Source organism: Streptomyces galbus (assembly GCF_005280195.1).
Classification (GTDB): Bacteria; Actinomycetota; Actinomycetes; order Streptomycetales; family Streptomycetaceae; genus Streptomyces; species Streptomyces galbus.
This window is the reverse complement of record NZ_SZPR01000012.1, coordinates 670056-690715: the sequence shown is the minus strand read 5'-3', so window position 1 is coordinate 690715 and position 20660 is coordinate 670056. Positions and strand designations below refer to the sequence as shown.

General features: G+C 74.2%; 23 protein-coding genes. 8 read left to right on the top strand and 15 right to left on the bottom strand.

What is annotated here, in order from left to right:
* Positions 1-123 precede the first annotated feature (123 nt).
* Positions 124-768, top strand: a complete 645-nt coding sequence (locus E4U92_RS16160; protein ID WP_137301057.1) for an FMN-binding negative transcriptional regulator — start codon at positions 124-126, stop codon at positions 766-768.
* A gap of 65 nt (positions 769-833) precedes the next feature.
* Positions 834-1541: a B3/B4 domain-containing protein gene (locus E4U92_RS16155; RefSeq protein ID WP_137301056.1), complete on the top strand. Its 708-nt coding sequence runs from the start codon at positions 834-836 to the stop codon at positions 1539-1541.
* Positions 1542-1584: 43 nt separating this feature from the next.
* On the opposite strand, the gene E4U92_RS16150 is transcribed toward E4U92_RS16155, so the two are convergent.
* From E4U92_RS16150 to E4U92_RS16135, 4 genes are all read right to left on the bottom strand, one after another.
* Complete coding sequence (locus tag E4U92_RS16150; RefSeq protein ID WP_137301055.1) at positions 1585-2367, bottom strand: DUF899 family protein; 783 nt, start codon at positions 2365-2367, stop codon at positions 1585-1587.
* A gap of 144 nt (positions 2368-2511) precedes the next feature.
* Complete coding sequence (locus tag E4U92_RS16145) at positions 2512-3126, bottom strand: TetR/AcrR family transcriptional regulator (RefSeq protein WP_137301054.1); 615 nt, start codon at positions 3124-3126, stop codon at positions 2512-2514.
* Between the two features lie 31 nt (positions 3127-3157).
* A complete protein-coding gene (locus E4U92_RS16140; RefSeq protein WP_137301053.1) occupies positions 3158-4084 on the bottom strand; it encodes an SDR family NAD(P)-dependent oxidoreductase in 927 nt (308 codons plus the stop codon).
* A gap of 44 nt (positions 4085-4128) precedes the next feature.
* The gene (locus tag E4U92_RS16135; RefSeq protein WP_137301052.1) at positions 4129-4875 is read right to left on the bottom strand and encodes an SDR family oxidoreductase; all 747 of its coding nucleotides are present in this window, start codon (positions 4873-4875) and stop codon (positions 4129-4131) included.
* Between the two features lie 179 nt (positions 4876-5054).
* On the opposite strand from E4U92_RS16135, the gene E4U92_RS16130 reads away from it, so the two are divergent.
* Positions 5055-5507, top strand: coding sequence for a hypothetical protein (locus tag E4U92_RS16130; protein WP_137301051.1), 453 nt, complete (start codon positions 5055-5057; stop codon positions 5505-5507).
* A 428-nt stretch (positions 5508-5935) separates the two neighbouring features.
* Here the strand turns inward: E4U92_RS16130 and E4U92_RS16120 are convergent, their stop codons facing one another.
* From E4U92_RS16120 to E4U92_RS16100, 5 genes are all read right to left on the bottom strand, one after another.
* Positions 5936-7018, bottom strand: coding sequence for a hypothetical protein (locus E4U92_RS16120; RefSeq protein WP_137301050.1), 1083 nt, complete (start codon positions 7016-7018; stop codon positions 5936-5938).
* Positions 7019-7257: 239 nt separating this feature from the next.
* On the bottom strand, positions 7258-7506 hold the full coding sequence (locus tag E4U92_RS16115; protein ID WP_067238715.1) for a DUF5133 domain-containing protein: 249 nt from the start codon (positions 7504-7506) through the stop codon (positions 7258-7260).
* Positions 7507-7931: 425 nt separating this feature from the next.
* Positions 7932-8279 carry a VOC family protein gene (locus tag E4U92_RS16110; protein WP_137301049.1) on the bottom strand — a complete coding sequence of 116 codons (348 nt, stop codon included), beginning with the start codon at positions 8277-8279 and terminating at the stop codon, positions 7932-7934.
* Between the two features lie 131 nt (positions 8280-8410).
* Entirely contained in the window at positions 8411-9136 is a 726-nt protein-coding gene (lexA, locus tag E4U92_RS16105) for a transcriptional repressor LexA (RefSeq protein ID WP_174863879.1), read from the bottom strand.
* Positions 9137-9323: 187 nt separating this feature from the next.
* On the bottom strand, positions 9324-9593 hold the full coding sequence (locus tag E4U92_RS16100) for a hypothetical protein (RefSeq protein ID WP_137301047.1): 270 nt from the start codon (positions 9591-9593) through the stop codon (positions 9324-9326).
* Between the two features lie 189 nt (positions 9594-9782).
* Between E4U92_RS16100 and E4U92_RS16095 the strand changes: the two genes are divergently transcribed.
* The 3 genes from E4U92_RS16095 (at position 9783) to E4U92_RS16085 (ending at position 14161) form a co-directional block, all read left to right on the top strand.
* On the top strand, positions 9783-11300 hold the full coding sequence (locus tag E4U92_RS16095; RefSeq protein ID WP_137301046.1) for an MFS transporter: 1518 nt from the start codon (positions 9783-9785) through the stop codon (positions 11298-11300).
* A 159-nt stretch (positions 11301-11459) separates the two neighbouring features.
* Positions 11460-13019, top strand: a complete 1560-nt coding sequence (locus E4U92_RS16090) for a serine/threonine-protein kinase (RefSeq protein WP_137301045.1) — start codon at positions 11460-11462, stop codon at positions 13017-13019.
* Positions 13020-13276: 257 nt separating this feature from the next.
* Complete coding sequence (locus E4U92_RS16085) at positions 13277-14161, top strand: hypothetical protein (protein WP_137301044.1); 885 nt, start codon at positions 13277-13279, stop codon at positions 14159-14161.
* 39 nt (positions 14162-14200) lie between these two features.
* Here the strand turns inward: E4U92_RS16085 and E4U92_RS16080 are convergent, their stop codons facing one another.
* Together E4U92_RS16080 and E4U92_RS16075 are read right to left on the bottom strand one after the other, a co-directional pair.
* On the bottom strand, positions 14201-14989 hold the full coding sequence (locus E4U92_RS16080; protein WP_174863877.1) for a thioesterase family protein: 789 nt from the start codon (positions 14987-14989) through the stop codon (positions 14201-14203).
* A 70-nt stretch (positions 14990-15059) separates the two neighbouring features.
* On the bottom strand, positions 15060-15491 hold the full coding sequence (locus E4U92_RS16075) for an ATP-binding protein (protein ID WP_137301043.1): 432 nt from the start codon (positions 15489-15491) through the stop codon (positions 15060-15062).
* A 212-nt stretch (positions 15492-15703) separates the two neighbouring features.
* Between E4U92_RS16075 and E4U92_RS16070 the strand changes: the two genes are divergently transcribed.
* Positions 15704-16126 (top strand): DUF6003 family protein, encoded by a 423-nt coding sequence (locus tag E4U92_RS16070; RefSeq protein WP_137301042.1) that lies wholly within the window; start codon positions 15704-15706, stop codon positions 16124-16126.
* Positions 16127-16177: 51 nt separating this feature from the next.
* Here E4U92_RS16070 and E4U92_RS16065 read toward each other — a convergent pair whose 3' ends face one another.
* The 3 genes from E4U92_RS16065 to E4U92_RS16055 all read right to left on the bottom strand — a co-directional run bounded on the left by E4U92_RS16065 (position 16178) and on the right by E4U92_RS16055 (position 17641).
* On the bottom strand, positions 16178-16846 hold the full coding sequence (locus tag E4U92_RS16065) for a LamG domain-containing protein (protein ID WP_137301041.1): 669 nt from the start codon (positions 16844-16846) through the stop codon (positions 16178-16180).
* Positions 16847-17000: 154 nt separating this feature from the next.
* The gene (locus E4U92_RS16060; RefSeq protein WP_137301040.1) at positions 17001-17318 is read right to left on the bottom strand and encodes a hypothetical protein; all 318 of its coding nucleotides are present in this window, start codon (positions 17316-17318) and stop codon (positions 17001-17003) included.
* A 68-nt stretch (positions 17319-17386) separates the two neighbouring features.
* Positions 17387-17641, bottom strand: a complete 255-nt coding sequence (locus E4U92_RS16055) for a hypothetical protein (RefSeq protein ID WP_137301039.1) — start codon at positions 17639-17641, stop codon at positions 17387-17389.
* Positions 17642-17888: 247 nt separating this feature from the next.
* Here E4U92_RS16055 and E4U92_RS16050 point away from each other — a divergent pair, with 247 nt between their 5' ends.
* Positions 17889-18803 carry a DMT family transporter gene (locus tag E4U92_RS16050; RefSeq protein WP_137301038.1) on the top strand — a complete coding sequence of 305 codons (915 nt, stop codon included), beginning with the start codon at positions 17889-17891 and terminating at the stop codon, positions 18801-18803.
* Between the two features lie 15 nt (positions 18804-18818).
* Here E4U92_RS16050 and E4U92_RS16045 read toward each other — a convergent pair whose 3' ends face one another.
* Positions 18819-20471 carry a sigma-70 family RNA polymerase sigma factor gene (locus tag E4U92_RS16045; protein ID WP_137301037.1) on the bottom strand — a complete coding sequence of 551 codons (1653 nt, stop codon included), beginning with the start codon at positions 20469-20471 and terminating at the stop codon, positions 18819-18821.
* Positions 20472-20660 lie beyond the last annotated feature (189 nt).

Genomic DNA, 20660 nt, shown 5'->3' with positions numbered 1-20660 from the left:
TCAGATCCATCGATCGTTCCACTGGACCGCCCGGTCGTTTGATTGACAGAGGGTGGTCGTTTTGTTGTACGGTCCGGTCGTTCGGATGGATCGTAAGGGATGGACGGTACGGAGGAGCACGGCATGCTGGTTCACCCCTGGGACGCGAGCCTGGACGACGCCGAGTGGCAGCGCTGGATCGCCGCCGGCCACGACTTCGGGCTGCTCGTCGTCAACGGGACGCCCGGCCGGCCGCCCCACACCGTGCCCACCCACTTCGCCTCCGAGGGGCGCCGGCTCCTCGTGCACCTCGCCCGGCCCAACCCCGTCTGGGCGGCGATCGAGCGCGACCCGGACGTCGCCCTGACGGTCATCGGCGACTACGCCTTCGTCCCCGGCCCCTGGCGTGCCCCGGCCGGGACCCCGCCCGCCGAGGGCGTGCCGACCAGCTATTACACGGCCGTCCGGTTCACCTGCCGCGCCCGCATCGTCGACGACCCGCAGGACAAGGCCGACCTGCTGCGCCGTCAGCTCGCCCACTTCCAGCCGGACGGCGACCACGCCGCCGTCGCCGCGGACCGGCCGCCGTACGGGCGCATGCTGTCCGGCATCCGCGGGCTGCGGCTGGACGTCACCGACGTCCAGGCCAAGTTCAAGTACGACGACCACAAGCCCGTCGAGCACCGCACGGCCGTCGCCGGCCACCTCACCGCCCGCGACCAGGGCCTCGACGCGCCCGCCGCCCGCCAGCAGCTCCGGCGCCTGGACCGTATCGGCCGCTGGACCTGACATTCCCGGCGCGCCCCGCTCGCACCCTGACACCCCCGACCCGCACGGAAACGGACCTCCCCGCCATGCCTGCCTTCCGCCTCGGCACCGCCGTCGCCGACGCCTTCCCCGGCACCCTCGTCGCCCTCGTCACCGCGACCGGCCTGCGCGGCCGGGAACCCTGGCCCCTGACCACCGCCGCCGTGGCGGACCTGGAACAGCGCCTGGCCGACGGCACCTGGGCCCCCGCCGACGAGACCGACCCCCGCATCGAGGCCTGGCACACCGCCTACCGCTCCTTCGGCACCAATCCGCGACGCGTCCGGCCCAGCGTCGACGCGCTCGGCCGCCGTCTCGCCAAGAGGGGGTCGCTGCCGCGCATCAACCCGGCCGTCGACTCCTACAACGCCGTCTCCGTCCGGCACGGCCTGCCCGCGGGCGCGTTCGACCTCGACCGGGTGGCGGGCGACGTCGACATCCGGCCCGCGGACGGCACCGAGGCGTTCACCCCGCTCGGCGAACCCGACACCGTGGAGCACCCCAAGCCCGGCGAGGTCGTCTACGCCGACGCCGACGGTGTCCTCACCCGCCACTGGAACCACCGCGACGCCCACCGCACCCGGGTCACCGAGGACTCCACCCACGTGGTCTTCGCCCTGGAGACCCTGCACGCCGAGCGCGACGGCGACCTTCTGGGGGCCGCGGCCGAGGAGCTGCGGGCCCTGCTCGCCCCGCACGCCGCACACACGGCCGTGCACCACCTGGACCCGGCCCGGCCGGAGGTCCTCGTCTGACCGGCCGGGCGGCGTCCCCGGAGGTCCGGCCCGGTCCCGGCGGTCAGCGGTGGGGTCCCCGGCGGCCCAGGGTGTCGACCGGACCCGCCCCGGGGCGCGTCCACTGCGGTACCGGGCGGCTGGTCGGGCCCCAGGTGGCGTTGCCGTCGGCGTCCGAACGCCAGTACCAGCACGGCTTGTTGCCCTCCGGCCAGCCCTCGGGGTTGTCCTCCCACGCCTCGCCGCGGCCGTACGGCGTCATGTCGAGCAGGCCGAAGGTCGCGCTGAACGCCTCGTTGCCGCGGCCGGTCGTGGAGTAGGTGAGGAACGTCCGGTCGCCGTCCCGCAGGAAGCAGGAGACGTACCCCATGTCGCCGCCGACCGGCGGGGGCACGTCGCGCACCGAGTACCAGGGCTGGGTGTAGCCCATGAACGCGACGAACGGCGCCACCTCCTCCCAGCGGCCGGTGGTCAGGACGGCGAACGACACCCCGCGGGCGTTGAGGTAGACGGCGTCCTTGAGGTGCCAGGCGGCGTTGGTGCAGCCTTCGCACTGGCCCTGGTGCGGGGCGCCGTCGTGCCACATGTGCTGGTAGACCACCAGCTCGTCCCGTCCCTGGAACAGGTCGAGGAACGGCACCGGTCCGTCGGCCCCGACGACCTCGACGCTCCCGTCGAACTCCACCATCGGCAGCCGCCGCCGGGCCGCGGCGATGGCGTCCCCCTCCCTCGTGTGCGCCTTCTCCCGTACCAGCAGTTCCTCCCGCGCGGCCCGCCAGGTGGCGATGTCCACCACGGGCGGACGCCCGGGCAGCGCGCTGGTCGAGGGGTCCGGGGTGGTCGTCATGGTGTCCTCCGGGAGGTCGGCTGCGGGCGGCGTCGTGCACCGTCCCTACGACGGTCACGGGTAGGGACTCCCGGGCCGACCGGAATTCATCGCCGGCGTGCGCGCCGATCGGGCCTCAGGCGCGGCGATGCCGTCGAGCGCGCCTCAGGTGCCCGCGATGCCGTCGAAGAGGTTGCCGACCAGGCTGGTGACGAACGCGTCCGTCACCGGTTCGTCCGGGATCAGGATGCGGTGGTAGACCGCGCCCCACAGCTGGTCGACCAGGACCTGCACGTCGACGTCCGCCCTGATCTGGCCCTGCTCCCTGGCCCTGGCCAGGCGTTCCCCCGCCAGGCGCCGCCGTTCGGAGGAGTACAGGGCGCGGAAGGCGGTGGCCAGGTCCTCGTCGGTCTGGGACTGGCCCACCAGCTCGGTCACCACGCGGCCGGCCGGGGTCGTGGTCATGATCCGCACGAAGGCGCGGAGCTGGTGGAGGAGGTCGGCGCGTATGTCGCCGGTGTCCTCGAAGGCGAGGGTCTGTTCGACGGCGTGGAAGTAGCCGTCGAGCGCGAGGGCGCCCTTGGAGGGCCACCACTTGTGGAGCGTGGTCTTGCTGACACCGGACAGACGGGCCACCCGCTCGAACGTCAGGCCAACGATCCCCTCGGTCAGGAGCACCTCCCCGACCGCGCGGAACACGTCCGCGCGGACCTCGTCGGCCGGGCGGCGCCCCCGCCCGCGGGCCGGGCGCTCGTCGGCGCCCTCGGCCTGCTTCGTCACGGTGTCCTCCTCGCTCGTGTGCCGGGCCGGATCAGTCTAGGAAGCCCTGCGGCGCCTCCGGTGCGGGGGCGGTCCTGACGTGCAGGAGCTCGCCGAAGCCGAGCCGGGTGACGAAGTCCTCCTGGGCGCGGCGCAGGACCTCGTTGACCTCCTCGACCCCTGCCCGGCTGAAGTCGACGACCGTGCGGAAGGGCCGGGTTCCGGCCGGGAGGGCCAGAACGCGGACGATCTCCTCGGCGACGGCCCGCGGGTGCGCGTCGACGCCGGGCGGGAACAGCCCCTCCGTGGCCTTCTCGTTGCGGGCCACCAGCGGGTCCAAGGCGGCGTAGGCGCGGGTGCGTTCGTCGTCGCGGGCGCGGTCGGCGTTCGGGAAGTGCTCGGTGCCCTGGGTGAAGGGGCCCGGCATGACGACGGTGGTCTCGATGCCGAGCTGTCCGACCTCGTACGCGGTGACCTGGGCCAGGGCGTCCGCGGCGAACTTGGAGGCGACGTACGGGCCGAGGAACGGCGGTACGACCACCGAGGTCGTGCTGCCGACGTAGACGAGGGTGCCGGAGCGGCGCGAGCGCAGGTGGGGCAGGGCGGCGCGGTTGACGCGCTGGATGCCGAGGACGTTGATGTCGAGGAGGCGCTGGATGTCCTCGGGGGTGAACGCCTCGACGTAACCGACGTACAGGTGACCGGCGTTGTGGACGACGGTGTCGAGCCGGCCGGCCTCGTCCAGGACGGTCGCGACGGCGGCCTCGGCCGACGCCTCGGACTGGACGTCGAGTTCCACGACGCGCAGGTCGTGGCCCTCGCGGCGGCCGAGGGCGAGGAGTTCCTCCGCGCGGGCGGCGTTGCGGCCGCGCACGTCGCGCATGCTGGCGTAGACGGTGTGGCCGGCCGCGGCGAGGGCGCGGGCGGTGAGGTTGCCGATGCCGGTGGCGGCGCCGGTGATGAGGACGACGGATGACATGGGGGTCCCTCCGGACGTACGGGTGGGGGTGCGGGCGGCGGGGGTCAGGCGAGGCCGCCGTTGGTGAACAGGACCTGGCCGTTGACCCAGCGGGCGGGACCGGCGAGGAAGGACACCGACTCGGCCACGTCCCGGGGCTCGCCGAGGCGCTCCAGCGGCGCGGCCTTGGAGAAGGCGGCGACCGTCGCCTCGTCCTTGCCCTCCAGGAAGAGCGGGGTGGCGATCGGCCCGGGCGCGACCGTGTTGACGGTGATGTCCCGGCCGCGCAGCTCCCGCGCGAGGATCAGCGTGAGGCCCTCGACGGCGGACTTGCTCGCGACGTAGCCGCCGTAGGTGGGCAGTTGGGTGCGGGTGACGGAGGTGGAGACGTTGATGACGGCGCCGCCGTCGCGCAGCCGGCGGGCGGCCTGCTGGGAGACCACGAAGGTGCCGCGGACGTTGGTGCGGATCATCCGGTCCAGGTCGTCGAGGTCCAGGGTGGCGACCGGCGCCAGGACCATGATCCCGGCGGTGTTCACCACCACGTCGATCCCGCCGAACGCCGCCTCGACGGCGTCGAACGCGACCTCCATCGCCTTCTCGTCGGCCACGTCGCCGGTCACCGCGACGGCCCGGCCGCCCGCGGCGGTGATCTCCTCGACGAGGGCTTCGGCCCTGCCCTTGTTCCCGGCGTAGTGCACGGCGACGGCCAAGCCGTCCGCCGCGAGCCGCTCGACGACGGCCCGGCCGATGCCGCCGGAACCGCCGGTGACGAGGGCGACGCGACGGGGGGTGCTGGGTGCGGTGGTCATGGGAGTCCCCTTCCGGAGCTAGATATGAACGCTGAGTCCATATAAGCATAATATGAACGCCGCGTCCATATCTATCGGGACGGGAATGCGGATTCGCCTCCATCCGCGCCCGCCCGGAACCGGACGGGCCCCGCGCGGCATCATGACCACCGGACACACCGCACGCCCACGGGGGAATCATGAACAGCCGCGCCACCGCCATCGCGCTCACCGCCGCCGCACTCCTCGCGCTGACCGCCTGCTCGTCCTCCGACGACGACGCGGCACCGGCCAGTGACAGCGGGACACCCGTGGCGGAGCCCACGGTGAGCGTGCCGGCCGCGCACGAGAACGACGACCTCCAGGCCGCGATCGCCGTCTACACCGCGTCCTACTTCTCCGGCGACGCCGACACGGCGTACGGCATGCTCTCCGAGCGCTGCCAGGGCACGACGACGCCCGCGTCCTACAAGGCGGTCGTGAACAAGGCGGCCGCGGACTACGGCCCCGACCACCGGGCGACGGACGTGCGGGCGAAGGTCTCCGGCGCTCGGGCGCAGGTCAGCTACAAGGTGAGCGGTCTGCCGAAGTACGACCAGCGGGACCAGCCGTGGACCCTGGAGGGCGACACCTGGCGCTACGACGCCTGCTGACCCCCGGCCCCGCGGGCGGGCCGCTCACCCGTGACGCGGCGGCGCCGCAGCACGTCGCCCACCCCTCCGAACGGCACCCCCGACGGAACCTGCCACGACGGCACTTGACGCTCACTTCACCTTTCCGGCCCACACTTCCCTCGCTCACCCGTCCCCCGCTCAGTGTCACGGTCGCGGCCCGGCGTGCCGGTGATCCCGGTCGCGAGGCGGTAGGCGACGGTGACGTCGTCGTAGTCGTGGCCCGCCTCGACCGGGCGGGGCAGGCGCGACCGCTCGCTGCGGCTCGTCGACGTCCGGTCCCCGGTGCCGGGGAAACGGACGTCGGTCGACGGTTCCTCCTCGAAGCGCAGCCGGTCGGCACGGACCGTCGACGCGAACGCGATGTCCCAGGCCGCCGGCTCCGGTGGCCGGGCCGCGGCGTCCGCCGTTCAGGGCGGCTCGCCGGCTTCCCCGGTGGCCCGGCGGCGGCGCGGGCGCGGAGGGAGCTTCCCGTCCTCGGTGCGCTTGCGGCGCGGGCGCGTGCCGCTCTCCCCGCGCGGGGCGTCATCCGGCTGCTCGGCCGCGGCCTCGGGGGCCGTTCTCCGCCCGGCCAGCTCCGACCGACGGCGTGCGGGGCCGCCCGCCGTCCTGCGTGCCGGCTTCCTGGTGGTGCCGACGGCTTCCGCGCCGACCGTCCCGGCAGCGGCCGCGGAGGTGCCGGCCACGTCACCGGTCACGCGCCCCGCCTCGCCGCCGACGTCCCCGACGGTCCGCCGCGCGGCAGCACCCACGTCACCGACGGCGCGGCCCGCGCCCCCACCGACCTCCTCGACGGTGCGCCCGGCGCCGGCGCCCACGTCCCGGACCGCACGGCCGGCGCCACCGCCGACGTCCTCGACCGCACGGCCCGCGCCCCGGCCGACGTCCACGGCCGCCGAGCCGACGCCGTGACCGACGTCCTGTACGGCTGCTCCGGCACCCCGGCCCACGTCCTGGACCGCGACCCCGGCGCCGCGGCCCACGTCCTGCACCGCCGCCCCCGCACCCGTGCCCAGTTCACCGACGGCCAGACGGGCTCCGCTGCCGACGTCCCGCACCGCGGAGCCCACCCCGCGGGCCAGCTCGTGCAGGATCTCGGGGTTGCGGTCGAGCGTGGTGAGCACCCGGTTGATGATCGTCGCGACGTTGTCCAGGCGGACCCTGAGCTGGGCCTGCGCCTCCACGCCCGAGATGCCGAGGTGGACGCGGCCGAGCGAGACGTCGGCACCCACGTTGAGTCTGAGCAGGTCCAGCACCTCGGCCTGGAGGGAGACGTGGGCACGCAGGTCCTCGACGTCGAGGTCGATCTCGTCGACCTTCAGCAGGGGGACGTCGAGGAAGACGTCGGGATCCGCACGAAGGGCCGCGGCGTCCGCCGCGTCGATGTCCTCGTCGTACACGCCCTCATCCTCGTCGTACCCCGGCTCGGCCTCCTCGTCGTACGGCTCGGGCTCCGTGGGCTCCTGCCCTGTGTCCTCGGCGTTGTCGTGCATCACCGCACCCTTGCGATCGAACCGGGCCTTTCGGATCATTCTGGTCCGGCGCGGATCACCTGGCGCGTCGGCTGGATGGGACTCCCGCGGAGTCGGTACCGGTGCCGGCGCCGGCGCCGGCGCCGGCGCCCGGGAGAGTAGCCACCGCGGGTCCCCCTCCAGAAGGGCCGACACGGCCGCACACGCGGAAGCCGCGCCGTGGGCATCCCCACGGCGCGGCCTCGGCATGCGGTGCGCGGTTACGCCGCCAGCGTCTCCTCCTCCTGGGTGACAGCGCTGCGGCGGTTGACGCAGTACCGGTCGAGCAGCGCGTCGGCCGCCGCCAGCGCGTCGTCGGCCGTGCGGGCACCGGTCATCACACACAGCGTGTAGGTCGCGTCCTCCAGCACACGGCTCGTGTCACCCGTGGGGCGCCGGTCGTGCTCGATTCGCGCCTGGGCGAACCGAGCCAGCGCAGCACGGAGTTCCTTCTCGGCCGGAAGCAGCATGACCATCCCTCTCCCCTGCAAACACCTCGCCCGCCGGCCCTGAACTCCCACCAGGAGCAGGCCGTAGCGGTGGACATCCGCGGCCACCGCGTTGGCGCCGAACAACGCCGGGCACACTGGTACGCCTGCCCGCAGTTCACAGTCGTATACCGAAGACTTTTGGCCTTTCGGCGATCATTCTCGGCCGTCGGAGCCAGGCGCGGGGTCGACCGGGTCACTCCCGCACGGTTCGGCGTGACGGTGCCGGTCCGGACATGGCAGTGGGCGTGCCGTCGAGCTCGGGGGGAGGTTCACGTCGGCACACCCACAGGAGGGAGACGTGCACAGGAACACGTCCCTCCCCGACGGGGCGCCTGCCCCGTGCGCAGGGCGGCATGCTGGGCCGCACGGGTGAACAAACCGGGGGCGAGTGCGGGAGGGAGCGTTCAGCGGTGGCCCAGTACGTTGATCACCCGCCCGTTCGGGTCGCGGACGAAGAAGCGGCGCACCCCCCACTCCTCGTCCTGCAGCGGGTGCACGATCTCCGCGCCCGCCTCCCGCACGGCCGCGTAGGCCGCGTCGACGTCGTCCACCTCGACGCTCATGTCCGGGACCACCGGGGCCGTCCGGTCGTACGCCATGAAGCTCACCTGGGCCGCCGGCTGGCTCGGGGAGGCGAGCGTGGTGATCCAGCCGAGGTCCATGACCTCCTCGAAGCCGAGCAGGCCGTAGAAGGCGCGGCTCTCCTGCGCGGCGTCGGACGAGATGGTGGGCACGACACGGCGAACGGCCATCGACGGCTCCTCCTCGGACGAAGGCAACAGCTACGGCAACACCGATCACAACCGGCAACGACAACGGCAACGGCTGGAGTTGTGGCTATGGCTGGCGCCACGGCCTCCGGCGCGGGAAGGCCGCCCCCGTGTCACAGCACCCGCAGCACTCCGACCACCTTGCCCAGGATGCGAGCCTCGTCGCCGGGGATCGGGTCGTAGGCCGGGTTGCGGGGCATCAGCCAGACCCTGCCCTCCTGGCGGCGCAGCACCTTGACCGTGGCCTCGTCCTCCAGCAGGGCCGCGACGATGTCCCCCTGGTCGGCGCTGTCCTGGCGTCGTACGGTCACGATGTCGCCGTCGCAGATCGCCGCCTCGATCATGCTGTCACCGGAGACGGTCAGCGCGAAGAACTCTCCCTCGCCGACGAGTTGGCGGGGCAGCGGGTAGACGTCCTCGACCATCTCCTCGGCGAGCAGCGGCACACCGGCGGCGATCCGGCCCACGAGGGGCACGTCCACGGCCGACGTCCGCCGCGGCTGCTCGGCCGCGCGCACGGCCGGCTCCGGCAGGCCGGACAGCTCCGAGAGGTCGGTCAGGTCGGCGAGTTCCGCCTCGCGGACGCGGTAGGCGCGCGGGCGGTGCGGATCGCGGTACAGGACTTCCTTGCGTTCGAGCACCATCAACTGGTGGGCGACGGAGGAGGTGCTGGCCAGGCCCACGGCCTGGCCGATCTCGCGCATCGACGGCGGGTACCCCTGCCGCTGCACCGTGGCCGTGATGAACCGGACGATGTCCTGCTGCCGAGCGGTCAGCCGACCCTCGACAGGCCGGATGCCCGGCGGCCGCCCACGGCGTACCGGCGCGTTGTTCTCCATTTCGGGCACCTCCATACAAGATCTCGCCGAGTGTGACCTTAGCCTGCCTCCCTCCACAAATGGAACACCGATTCGACCAGAGGGGTCGCGCACGGGCTGCCGCGGCCCCAGCAGACGGCGGTGGCAGCTCCGTTGACGAGAGGGAAGGCCCCGACTCGCACTCGGCCGTCCGCGGTGTCGGCGTCCGTCAGCGGTGTCCCTGGGTGCGCCAGGCCGCTCGCCGGTGTCCCCGGGTACGCCGAACGGGTCGGCGGGCGCCCCCGATCCGCTCGGCGGCCCACGCCGTGCCGTGCCGTACGCCCGCGCCCGCAGCGCGGCGCAGCCTGGTCCGCAGTGACGGCCAGGTCGGCGGCAGGGGCAGCCGCGTCCGCCGCGCGTGCGTCTTCCAGTCCTCGTAGAGGCCGGGTGCGAACACCGCGGCGAGCAGCAGCAGGGGGATCACCACAGCGGATATCAACGCAGCACGTCCTTCCCGGTCGCTCGGTGTCATGAGTGGCCCGCGGCCGCGGCGCCTGTTCCCTGTATAGAGGCACGGGAAGTGCCCAGCCACCGCGCGGACCGCGGCCGTCGGCCCGGCTCCGGGTGTGTGCCGCTGCCCCGCGGGGGAACCTGGTCGCCGGGTCCGAACCCGGTGAGAGGAGCAGGTGTGAGCACGTCGACGGCATCGGGGGACGGTGGGCAGCCCGGCGCCCGGAACGACGACCACGAGCCCGACCCGCGTCGGTGGCGGGCCCTCTGGGTCACGCTGGTGGCGGGGTTCATGAGCCTGCTCGACGTCACGATCGTGGCGGTCGCCCTGCCCACCGTCCAGCGCGACCTGCACGCGTCCCCGGCACAGGTGCAGTGGGTGGTGTCGGGGTACGCCCTGAGCTTCGCCCTCGCGCTCGTCACCGCGGGACGCCTCGGCGACGCCCTGGACCGGCGCCGCATCTTCCTGCTCGCGCTGAGCGGGTTCGTGCTCTTCAGCGCGGCCTGCGGAGCGGCTCCCAGCATCACGCTGCTCGTGGTGGCGCGCCTCGCCCAGGGCCTGGCGGCCGGTTTCATGGCCCCGCAGAACTCGGCGCTCATCCAGCAGATGTTCCGCGGCGCCGAACGCGGCCGCGCCTTCGGCTTCTTCGGCGCCACGGTCGGCGTCTCCTCCGCCGTGGGCCCCCTGGCCGGCGGCGCCATCCTGGCGCTGGCCTCGGGCCCCCAGGGCTGGCGGTGGATCTTCTACGTCAACCTGCCGATCGGCATCCTCGCCGTGCTGCTCGGCCGTCGCCTGCTGCCCCGGACGCAGCGCTCGGGCCGGGGACACGTGGACGTGCCCGGCATCGTCCTGCTGGGCCTCGGTGTGCTCGCGCTGATGTACCCGCTGGTGCAGGCCGAGTCCGGCGGCCTCGGGGGCCTGTGGTGGCTGTTCCTCGTCGGCGCCGGGCTCCTCGCCGCCTTCGTGTGGTGGCAGCGGCGCCTGGTCGCCCGGGACACCCAGCCCCTGCTCGACCCGCGGCTGTTCACCACCGTGCGCGGCTACGCCGTCGGGGCGGGCGTCGGCACCCTGTACTTCATCGGCTTCAGCGGCGTCTGGCTGGTCTTCGCGCTCTTCTACCAGCACGGGCTCGGCTTCTCACCGCTGCGCTCGGGCCTCGCGGTGACCCCCTTCGCCCTCGGGTCCGCGTGCGCCGCGGTGATCGCGGGCCGGCTGGTCGACCGGTTCGGCCGGCTGCTGACCGTGGGCGGCCTGTCCGGGGTGATCCTCGGCCTGGGCGGCACCGCGCTGCTGCTCCGCCTCGCGCCGCTGGACACCGCCCCCTGGATCGCCGCCCCGGTCCTGTTCGTCGGCGGTCTGGGCAGCGGCTGCGTGGTCTCGCCCAACATCACCATGACCCTGCGCGACGTCCCCGTGCGCATGGCGGGCGCGGCGGGCGGTGCCCTGCAGACCGGGCAGCGGCTCGGCGCGGCCGTCGGCACCGCCGCGCTGCCCGGCCTCTTCTACGTCGTCCTGGGCCACGGCCACGACTACCGCGGGGCCCTCGTCACCGCGTTGTGCGCCGCCCTCGTCGGCATGGCGGCCTCGCTGGCGCTCGCGACGTACGACTGGCTGCACGACCGGCGCGCGCACACCTCCCGCGGTCCCTGTCCGGACGAATTCGCGCACAGCCCGGTGCACGCCCGCCACTCCTGACCCCGCCCCCGGCTCGGGCGCGCCGCTGGTCGTGGACGCGTGTGCGGGCAACCGGCGCCCGAACCGGGGTACTCCCGCGACTCCCGGGTACGCGTGGAGGAACGCCCCCCTCCCCTTGGGCGCCGTCCGACGCCCCCCTGCGACGCAGTAGGAGATGACATGAGGCTCCGCCAGTCCGCCTGGAGTTCCGAGCGAGTGCTGGCGGGGCGGTATCGCCTGGACGCGCTCATCGGCTCGGGCGGGGCCGCCGACGTCCACCGCGGTTTCGACGACCGGCTGAAGCGGCCGGTGGCCGTCAAGATCTTCCGCACCGGCACCGACGTCGACATGGAGGAGCGGTTCCACAACGAGGCGCTCATCCTGGCGCGGCTGCACCACCCCGGCCTGGTCACCGTCTACGACGCGGGACGCCACCAGGGCACCGCCTTCCTGGTCATGCAGCTGATAGAAGGTCCCACGCTCAAGGACCGCATCGCCGCCGGCCCCCTCTCCCCCGCCGAGACCGTGATCCTCGGCGCCGGTCTCGCCGAGGCGCTGGACCACGCCCACGCCGCCGGGATCGTGCACCGCGACGTCAAGCCGTCGAACATCATCCTGGACCCCTCCGGCCGGCCCCACCTCACCGACTTCGGCATCTCCCGGCTCCTCGACTCCACGTCCCGCACGGCGACCGGAGCGCTCATCGGCACCGCCGCCTACCTCGCCCCCGAGCAGGTCCTCGGGCGCCAGGTGGGCCCGGCGGCCGACGTCTACGCCCTCGGACTGGTCCTCCTCGAGTGCCTCACCAGCCGCCTGGAGTACGACGGGGTCCCGCTGGAGTCGGCGATCGCGCGCCTGCACCGCGAGCCGGTGCTCCCCGCCGACCTGCCGGACGAACTGGCTTCCCTGATACGGGAGATGACCTGCCTGGACGAGCGCGACCGCCCGTCGGCCCATGCCTGCGCCCGGCGACTGGCCGGCCTGGCCGACACCCTCGGCCCCGTGGCCGCCCCGGCTGCGGCCGGCCTGACGAGCGTGGTCCCCCGCGGCACGGCGGGGTCCGACCCCCAGCCCACCCACCACGACGGTCCGCCGGCCGCGGGAGCCGCCGTGGCGGCGCTCGCGGCCGGGGCCTCGACACCCGCGGGGGTGACCACGTCCGGGCGCACGCGACGGCGGCTGCTGACCGTCGGCGGAACCGCCGCGGTCGCCACCGTCATGGCCGCCACGCTCGCCGTCACCGCGGGTTCCTCGGACCAGACGTCCGGTGACCGCGCGTCCCACACGGACGGCCGTTCCGCCGCCGGGACCAACGCCCCGGCCACACCGGAGGCCAGGACCGGGACGGGCCGCGCCGAGCCGAGCGACGCCGCTCCCGCCGCCGACTCCTCCGGCACCTCCGGCTCCTTCCGCTCCACGGGCTCCTCGGGCTCCTCCAGCACACGGCTGCGTGACGCCCGCCTCGACGAGGGGGCCCGCGTCCCCGGCGCCCGTCCGAGCAACGACCACGCCACCGGCGCCGCGTCCCACGGCAAGGACAAGGGCAAGGACAAGCCGCCGACACCCCCCGGCCGGGGCGCCACGCGCGGCACGACGCACGCCCCGGCCACCGGGACCCCCGACACCTCCACGCCCAGCGAGTCCACGCCCAGCACGTCGCAGTCCCCGGACACGCCGCCCGGCCAGCAGGACGGGTCCGGGCAGGCCCAGGACGTCACCCGGGTGAAGAAGGACAAGTAACTCGCCTCTCCCTCCACAACTTGCCGTGCTGTCCAGCGAGTTGGTGCGTCCGCCTGCGCTTCTTGCGAGGTCGGGACGCCCGAAAGGGAACCAACTGCTCCGCCGATGCGTACTATCGCTTCCCACGGCACACGGCACCCGTCAGGTCGCCCTCCGCCGCAACGACAGCCACGAGACACTCAACGCCTCGTCGACTCACCGAGTTTTCAGCGGTCCGGGCGGACACTGCCGGCCGAGGCCGCGGAGAGGTCAGCGCCATGTCCGAGAACACCACGGCCACCACCGAACTGGCATCCCAGTACGCGTCGCAGGTGACCACCGACCTCGAGCGCAACGTCGAGGAACAGGCCCGCCTCAGCGCCGAGATCGCCGCGCTGCAGGAGCAGTTGACCACGCTCCAGCACGACCACACCGTGCTCGTGAACCTGCAGCAGGCCCTCGGCCTCGCCCCGTCCGCCCCCGCCGGACCGACCGCCACGCCCGCGGTGCCCGCGCCCCGCACGAAGGCGTCCGCCGCGGCGGAGACCGCGAAGAAGCCGCGGGCCAAGAAGGCGTCGGCCGCCGCCGACCGCACCAAGAACACCAAGTCCCCGTCCGCCACGGCTTCTTCCACGGCGGCCAGGACGACCAAGGCGAGCGCGACGACCAAGTCCGCCGCGGGCAAGACCGCCAAGTCCCCCGCGTCGACGGCGTCCACCACGGACCAGGCCACCAAGTCCCCCGCGTCCAGCGCGTCCACGGCCGGCAAGCGGGCCAAGGCCCCCGCCGCCACGCCCGCCAAGAGCTCGGCGCCCGCCAAGAACCGGAAGCCGGCCGCCGCCCCCGCGGACCGGCCGACGCTGGTCGACCTGGTCCGGGAACACCTCGCCGAGCAGTCCGAGCCCCGCTCCGCGGCCGAGATCGCCGCCACCCTCGGGCGCGCCCACACCGACCGTGCCGTCAAGCCCACCGTGGTGCGCACCACGCTGGAGGGGCTCGTCGCCAAGGGCCAGGCGCAGCGCACCCGTCAGGGCCGCTCGGTGTTCTACACCACCCCCGACGCCCCCGAGCAGCGGACCGGGCAGGACCGGCCGGCCGAGCAGTCCGACCAGGCGGACCGCACCCCGGCGACCACCGAGTCCCGCACCGAGGACGCCGCCTGAGGAGGGCCGGGGCCTGAGGGGCGTACCACGTACGGTCGTTCAGCCGCGCTCGGCCACGTACAGGCTCTGGGTGCCGCGGCCGAGCGGGCCCCGGGTGTCGTGCAGGGCGGACTCGGCGAGGCCGACGCCCCCGCCGTCCACCATCGTCCGGGCGTCCAGGCACACCCACTCGCCCTCGGGGTGGCGGTGCAGGGTCACGGTGAGGTCGGCGTTGACGAAGACGTAGCGGTGGAAGTCGAGTGCGGCGCTCACGCCGTTGCCGGAGTCGGCCGCGGTCAGCACCCGGCTGAGCGGGGCGATCTCCTCCCCCGCGACCAGGGGCACGCGCATCCGCATCCACGCGGTGGCCGGGCCGGTCTCCAGGAAGGAGCCGGTGGCGAAGCGCACCTCCATGGCGGTGTGGTAGCCCTGCTCCCACGGCACCGGGAAGAACCCGGCCGGGGAGGCGTCCTCGGGTCCGGGCACCTCGGGGGCCGGGGACACGTCCGGCACCGAGCCGGGCACGGCGCGCATCGACAGGGCCGTGGCCCGCATGACCTCGTCGCCGCCGTCGGGGGTCAGCGCGACCTCCACCAGTTCGACGCTGCGCCCGGAACGCAGCACCCTCCGGGACACGCTCAGCGGCCGCAGCGGTACCGGCCGCATGATCTCGTACGTCAGCCGTGCGACCCGCAGGTCCGGCCGCGGCGCGACGGCCAGGCCGAGCAGTGCGGCGGGCGGTCCGGCGTGCTGGGCGTCGGCGTCCCAGGGGCCCCGGGTGTACCCGGTGGGCAGGAACCTGACGTCGTCCGCACGCTCGTAGAACGCCTCGGCGTCCGACACCGGCATGGCTGGCCCTCCTCGCGGCAGGATGCACGTGGGGGCCATGTTACTGAGCGCTTGCTCATCCGTGCGGTGCCTAGCGGTCCGCCAGCGCGATGCGCACGGTGATGCGCTTGCCGACCGGCTCGCGCTGCGCCTCGAACCCCTCGGCGACCGCCATCACGATCTCCAGGCCGTGCTGCCCGACGCGTCCGACGTCGGCCGCTCTGGCCACCGGGAGCACCGGCTCGGAGTCCCACACCATGATTTCGACGGTGTCCCCGGCGAGCCGCAGGTCCAGCAGGACCGGTCCCGGCGCGTACTTCCGGGCGTTGGTGACCAGCTCGCTGACCACCAGCTGCGACACGTCGACGGCCCGCTGCGAGACCGGCACCCCGTGTTCGTCCCGCATGCGGGCGAGGAAGTCCGCGGCCAGACGGCGGGACTGCGCGATGCAGCTCCCGTCGCCCTCCAGGACCAACGTGGTCTGTTTCGTCGTCACATACGGCGCCGCGTCGTCCTCGCCCATGGGCGCAGGTTCCACTGCGGTCGCCTCAGCTACCCCGTTCACACCAGTCGCTTACCCGCGATCCCCCGCAGCAGACCTACGAGTTTCCGGACCCGCCCCGGACGCCGCGCCGGGACGCGGGGTCGCCCGTCCGGGTCATGCAGGACCAGGCCGTTTGCGGGTAGAGGGAGGGCGTTGGACCGCCCAGAACTTCTCCCGTGAGGAACCGAGGAATGACCGATGACGCCTACCTCGCCCTGCTGACCGGTCCGGGCGCGACGCTCGGCGTGCCGCCGGCGGCGGTCGGCGAGCTGGCCTTCATGGACACGCCCGCGGTACGCGCGTGGCTCGACGCCCAGGGGGTCACCCCGACGTCCCCCGAGCTGCGCCTGCTGCCCCCGGAGCAGACGGCCGCGCTCCCGGAGGACGCCGAGCGGCTGCCCGTGCCCCTCGGGGACGAGGAGTTGAGCCGCCTGCGCCACGAGACGGCACCGCAGGACGTGGCCCGGCTGGAGGAGGAGCTGCTGGCCTACCGCGACTGCGCGGACGGCCGTGAGGCGCTCCTGGCCCGCGCGGTCGCCGCCGGCGTGCCGCCGTACCGCATCGCCGAGCTGACCGGCGAGGACCTGGCCGCGGTGGAGGCCGTGGCCGGCTGACACCCCGGAAGTCTCACCGGGGCCCCGTCCCGTCCCGCTCCCGCGTCTCCGTCAGACGGACGGCCGTTTCTGCGGCCGCCGCACGACCAGGCTCTCCACCGTGTACGACAGCTCGGTGGCGGAGGCGTCGGGAGGCGGGTGGTAACGGCCCGCGCACACCGAGAGATTGACGATGAGGTGGGCGTGCCAGTCGCGTCCCACGCCGCGTCCGTCGGAGAAGACCGGTGCGCCGTTCAGCGTCCAGACCACGTCGCTCCGGCCGAAGGTGACGCCGAGGTCGACGAGGCCACCGGGGCGGACCTCCTCGTCGCGGACGTACTCGCCCGCCTGCCGCACGTGGTTGGTGAGTTCGAGCAGGTCGGGGTTGTCCGGGTGGTACTCGAACAGGTCGACCTCGTTGTCGCCGTCGCGCCAGGTCCAGATCGCCGGCCAGGCGCCGAGGCCGACGGGCAGGCGCACCCGGGCCTCCAGCCGGTCCCCCGTGCGGACCTCGAAGCCTTCGGCGCTGCCCTCCGTGGTGAGCAGGCCGGTGTCCCACAGGCCGTCGGCGCGGCGCGTGGCGCGGAACGTCCCGGTGCGGCTGTGGTCGGGGGCGTCGGTCAGGTGGTCGAGCTTGTTGTCACCCGGGTTGGTCGGGCCGCCGTTCGGATAGGCCCAGGAGCGCCCCGCGACCCACTGGTGCTCGGACGCGAAATCGGCGGTGAAGACGACCTGCCACACCGTGGCCCCCTCGCTGGACGGGAACGTCCTCGGACAGGGCGGTTCTCCCCGCGCGCGTGCGGTCCATGCGGCGGGCACGGGACGGCGGGCGTCTTTCACGCGTGTGAGTGAGGCGCCCTTCACCCCTGTGAGTGAAGGGCGCCGGGCCTCGGGGTCAGCCCTCCGAGTCGATGCCCGTGACCGCCGCCGGCCCCAGGGGGGCGCGGGAGGCGTCCAGGCCCACGGAGCTCAGCGCGGAGGCGGCGATGCGCTTGGCCTCACGCTCGGCCTCGGGGCCGCTGCTCGCGTCGACGGTCAGGCGCAGGGTGAAGGTGTCGTCGTCGTTCACGGTGAGGACGTCGAGGTCTTCCTCGTTCCCCAGGTGGGTGCGGTGCGGGTCCTCCGGGCGCAGCGCCCGGGCCAGCTCCGTCCGTGTGTCCGGCTCGGCCCCGCCCGTGAACGTCCCGGGCACCGAGATGACGTACGTCGTCATGGCATTCCTCCCTCGGTTCTCCACGCGCCTACCCCGCACCGGCCGCGCGATCCCCGGAAGCCGGGACCCTACGGCCGTTCGGCGGGTGCGCTCGCCGCGACGCCCGCGACGCCCGCGGCGCTCTCGGCCGTACGGCGTGCCGTGGCCTCCCACAGGCACCAGGTGGACCAGAGCAGCAGGACGAGGAAGGCGGCCAGCAGGACGAGCAGGACCACCGTCTGCCGCGCCGACCCCTCACCCCAGACGGTGCTCAGCAGCAGGCTGAGGGTCCAGGCGAGCACGCCGCCGGCGTACACGGCCCTGAGCTGTCGCAACTGAGTCACCGAACGCATCGTCACCCCTCCGAGCACAATTGCCACGCGTTCCTCTGCCCGTACCCCCGCCGGGCCGCTTCACCGCACCACATTCCGGACGGATTCCGCGCGGGATCCGGCCACCCGCCCCGACGCGGTGGCCCGGCCGCTCCGATCGCGTCGCGTGGCCCGTCGCCAGACCATGGCAGGAGGAGGCACCGCCGGCGTCCCGCACCCAGCCGGCGTCGTCCGTACGCCGAACCGGGAGGTGGCCCCCGTGCAGGCCCTGCTCTCCGTGGTCTTCGCCCTCGGGGCGGCCTTCAGCAACGCCCTGGCGACGGTGCTGCAGCGCAAGGCCGCGCTGACCGTGCCGCGGTCCCAGGGGCTGCGCGTGGGGCTGCTGTTCGACCTGCTGCGGCGGCCCGTCTGGCTGGGCGGCATGCTCGCGGTGGTCGGCGCTGCCGTCTGCCAGGCCGTGGCGCTGGCGACCGGGCCGCTGACCGTCGTGCAGCCGTTGTTCGTGCTGGAGCTGCCGCTCGCCCTGATGATCGCCACCGTCCTGCTGCACCGGCGCCTGCCGCCCCGCGGCTGGGTGGCCGTGACGGCGGTGGTGGCCGGTCTGGCGGTCGCGCTCGCCGCGGCCTCCCCGCACGGCAACCTCACCCAGGTGGCCCCGCACCGCTGGGTCCTGGCGCTCGCCGTGTCCCTGGGCGCGGTCGTGGCCCTGTCCCTGGCGGCGCTGCGACGGCCCGAGGGGCGGGCACGGGCCGCCTGTCTCGGAGCGGCGACCGCGATCTGCTACGCGGTGACCGCGGCCCTGATGAAGGCGTCCACGCACACCCTCGACGAGGACGGGATCGTCGCGTTCTTCACCGCCTGGGAGACGTACGCCTTCGCCGCGGCCGGGGTGTGCGCGCTGTTCCTGCTGGAGAACGCCATGCAGGCCGGACCGCTGGTCGCCTCCCAGCCCGCGCTCACCCTCGGCGACGCGGCGGTGAGCCTCGCCCTCGGCATCACCCTGTACGAGGAGGAGGTCCGCTCCGGCTGGTGGCTGCTGCCCCAACTGGTCGGGGTGGTCCTGATCGCGGCCGGCGTCCTGGCGCTGTCCCGCATCCCGCTCACCCGGACCCTGGTGGCGCCGGACGAGTCCGCGCGCGACACGCGCGTCCCTCCCGACGACGCCGGACGCTGACGGGAGGAGGCGCGGTCACATCCTGGTGCCGAAGTCCTGGGTCCAGTACGGGCCGCCGTCGCCCTGGTGGACGCCCACGCCGAGGTTCTTGAAGGCGCAGTTGAGGATGTTGGCGCGGTGGCCGGGGCTGTTCATCCACGACGTCATCACCGACCGGGCCGTCTGCTGTCCCTTGGCTATGTTCTCGCCGTACGTCGACCAGCGGTACCCGGCGGCGGTGATGCGGCGGCCGGGGTCGGCGCCGTCCGGGTTCACGTGGTCGAAGAAGTCGCGCCCGGCCATGTCGTCGGAGTGGGCCTGCGCGGCGTCGCGCAGCCGGTCGTTCTGCGTGAGCGGGGCGCAGCCCGCCGTCCTGCGCTCCTGGTTGACCAGGGCGAGCACCTGGCCGGCGACGTCCGAGGAGGCCGCCGGGGCCGCGGCGCGCGGGCTCGCGGCGGCGCTCTTCGGCGTGACCGGCCGGGCCGGGGTGGGGGTGGGACGGGTGGTCCGGGCGCTCGGGCTGGGGCTCGCGCTGGGGGACGGGGAGGCCGAGCGGGAGGGACGGGCGGACGGGGAGGGGGACGCCGAGGCGTCGGAGCCGGGGGCGGGGGTGGGCGGCTGCGACGCCGGGGATATCTCCGCGCCGCGCGCCGCGGTCGGCTCCTCGGTCCCCTCCCCCGGCTGGGTCAGGACGTAGGTCAGGCCGCCGCCCGCCAGGCAGGCCGCCACGACCGCTCCGCCGACCGCCCGTCGTCGGGTACGGCGTCTGCGCCGGGCCGCGCTGCGCGTCAGGTTCCGGTCCGCGCCGGCGTGGGCGTCCGGCCGCGAGGACACCAGGGGTTCTGGGTCACCGGTCGGCGGCACCACGGACCCGGCGGGCACCAGGGTGTCCGTGGCCGTGCGGACGCGTTCCAGGAGCAGCGGCGAGGCGGCGACCAGCGCGAGGCCCGCCAGCAGCCCCTCGGCGGGCACCAGCCCGCTCCACAGGCCCGAGCAGCGGGCGCAGCCGCGGGCGTGCCGGGCGATGCGCTTGCGCCACAGCGCGGAGGGACGGCCGTCCCAGCCGGCGAGCGTGGTGTGCAGGTCGGGGCACGGGGGCTGGGCGTCCAGGGCGCGTACGACCACTCGTGCGGCCTCCAGCTGGGCCTTCATCCGCTGGACGCGGACCGCCGTGTGCTCCGGGGTGAGTTCGAGGGCCGCGGCCACCTCGGCGCGGGTGAGTTCGCCGGCGGTCTCCAGCCACCACAGCGACAGCAGCGCCCGGTCGGTGGGCTCCAGCCAGCGCGTGGCGCGTGCCGTCTCCTGCCGCTGGCCGGACAGCTGCAGCCGCACGATGGTCAGGTCGACGAAGTCGGCCCCCGGGTCGGCGACGTCCCAGGCGTCCTCCACGGGCCCGGCGGCGGGGGTGCGGCCCTGCCAGTGGGCGCGCACCTGGTTCATCACGATGGCCACCAGCCAGGGGCGGAAGCTCTCGGGGGCGCGCAGGGTGTCCAGGGAGCCGAGGGCGCGGAGCATGCTCTCCTGGACGACGTCGTCGACGTCCACCGAGCCGTTGAGCGCCCGGCCCACGATGTTGTAGACGAGCGGGAGGTACGCGCCGACGAGCGCGTCCTGGGCCGCCTGGTCGCCCGTCCGCGCGGCGTTCACCAGTGCCGCCGTGTCCGTGCTGCTCGTCTGCGCTGACCTCATGTGCCGTTTCCCTGTCGTCGACGCCGAATGGTGCTTGTCCGTCGTAGGGGAGATCCCTGAGGGAGCACCGCATAACGGTTTTTCGGCAGAGCGTTCGACGACAGGGGAACCGCATCGGCGTCCCGCGCGCAAGGAGGGGGATCACACCGGGGGCCGTCCGGTGGACGCGCGCGGGCCGGTCGCGTCCGT

Excerpts from the sequence above, each read along its gene's own strand:
- E4U92_RS16110 (WP_137301049.1), bottom strand. The coding sequence starts at position 8,279 with ATGGCCGTTCGCCGTGTCGTGCCCACCATCTCGTCCGACGCCGCGCAG.
- E4U92_RS16080 (WP_174863877.1), bottom strand. The coding sequence starts at position 14,989 with ATGCCGGTGTCGGACGCCGAGGCGTTCTACGAGCGTGCGGACGACGTC.
- E4U92_RS16155 (WP_137301056.1), top strand. The coding sequence starts at position 834 with ATGCCTGCCTTCCGCCTCGGCACCGCCGTCGCCGACGCCTTCCCCGGC.
- E4U92_RS16135 (WP_137301052.1), bottom strand. The coding sequence starts at position 4,875 with ATGACCACCGCACCCAGCACCCCCCGTCGCGTCGCCCTCGTCACCGGC.
- E4U92_RS16060 (WP_137301040.1), bottom strand. The coding sequence starts at position 17,318 with ATGACGACGTACGTCATCTCGGTGCCCGGGACGTTCACGGGCGGGGCC.
- E4U92_RS16070 (WP_137301042.1), top strand. The coding sequence starts at position 15,704 with ATGACCGATGACGCCTACCTCGCCCTGCTGACCGGTCCGGGCGCGACG.
- E4U92_RS16090 (WP_137301045.1), top strand. The coding sequence starts at position 11,460 with ATGAGGCTCCGCCAGTCCGCCTGGAGTTCCGAGCGAGTGCTGGCGGGG.
- E4U92_RS16075 (WP_137301043.1), bottom strand. The coding sequence starts at position 15,491 with ATGGGCGAGGACGACGCGGCGCCGTATGTGACGACGAAACAGACCACG.
- E4U92_RS16160 (WP_137301057.1), top strand. The coding sequence starts at position 124 with ATGCTGGTTCACCCCTGGGACGCGAGCCTGGACGACGCCGAGTGGCAG.
- E4U92_RS16045 (WP_137301037.1), bottom strand. The coding sequence starts at position 20,471 with ATGAGGTCAGCGCAGACGAGCAGCACGGACACGGCGGCACTGGTGAAC.
- E4U92_RS16120 (WP_137301050.1), bottom strand. The coding sequence starts at position 7,018 with ATGCACGACAACGCCGAGGACACAGGGCAGGAGCCCACGGAGCCCGAG.
- E4U92_RS16150 (WP_137301055.1), bottom strand. The coding sequence starts at position 2,367 with ATGACGACCACCCCGGACCCCTCGACCAGCGCGCTGCCCGGGCGTCCG.
- E4U92_RS16085 (WP_137301044.1), top strand. The coding sequence starts at position 13,277 with ATGTCCGAGAACACCACGGCCACCACCGAACTGGCATCCCAGTACGCG.
- lexA (WP_174863879.1), bottom strand. The coding sequence starts at position 9,136 with ATGGAGAACAACGCGCCGGTACGCCGTGGGCGGCCGCCGGGCATCCGG.
- E4U92_RS16115 (WP_067238715.1), bottom strand. The coding sequence starts at position 7,506 with ATGCTGCTTCCGGCCGAGAAGGAACTCCGTGCTGCGCTGGCTCGGTTC.
- E4U92_RS16140 (WP_137301053.1), bottom strand. The coding sequence starts at position 4,084 with ATGTCATCCGTCGTCCTCATCACCGGCGCCGCCACCGGCATCGGCAAC.
- E4U92_RS16130 (WP_137301051.1), top strand. The coding sequence starts at position 5,055 with ATGAACAGCCGCGCCACCGCCATCGCGCTCACCGCCGCCGCACTCCTC.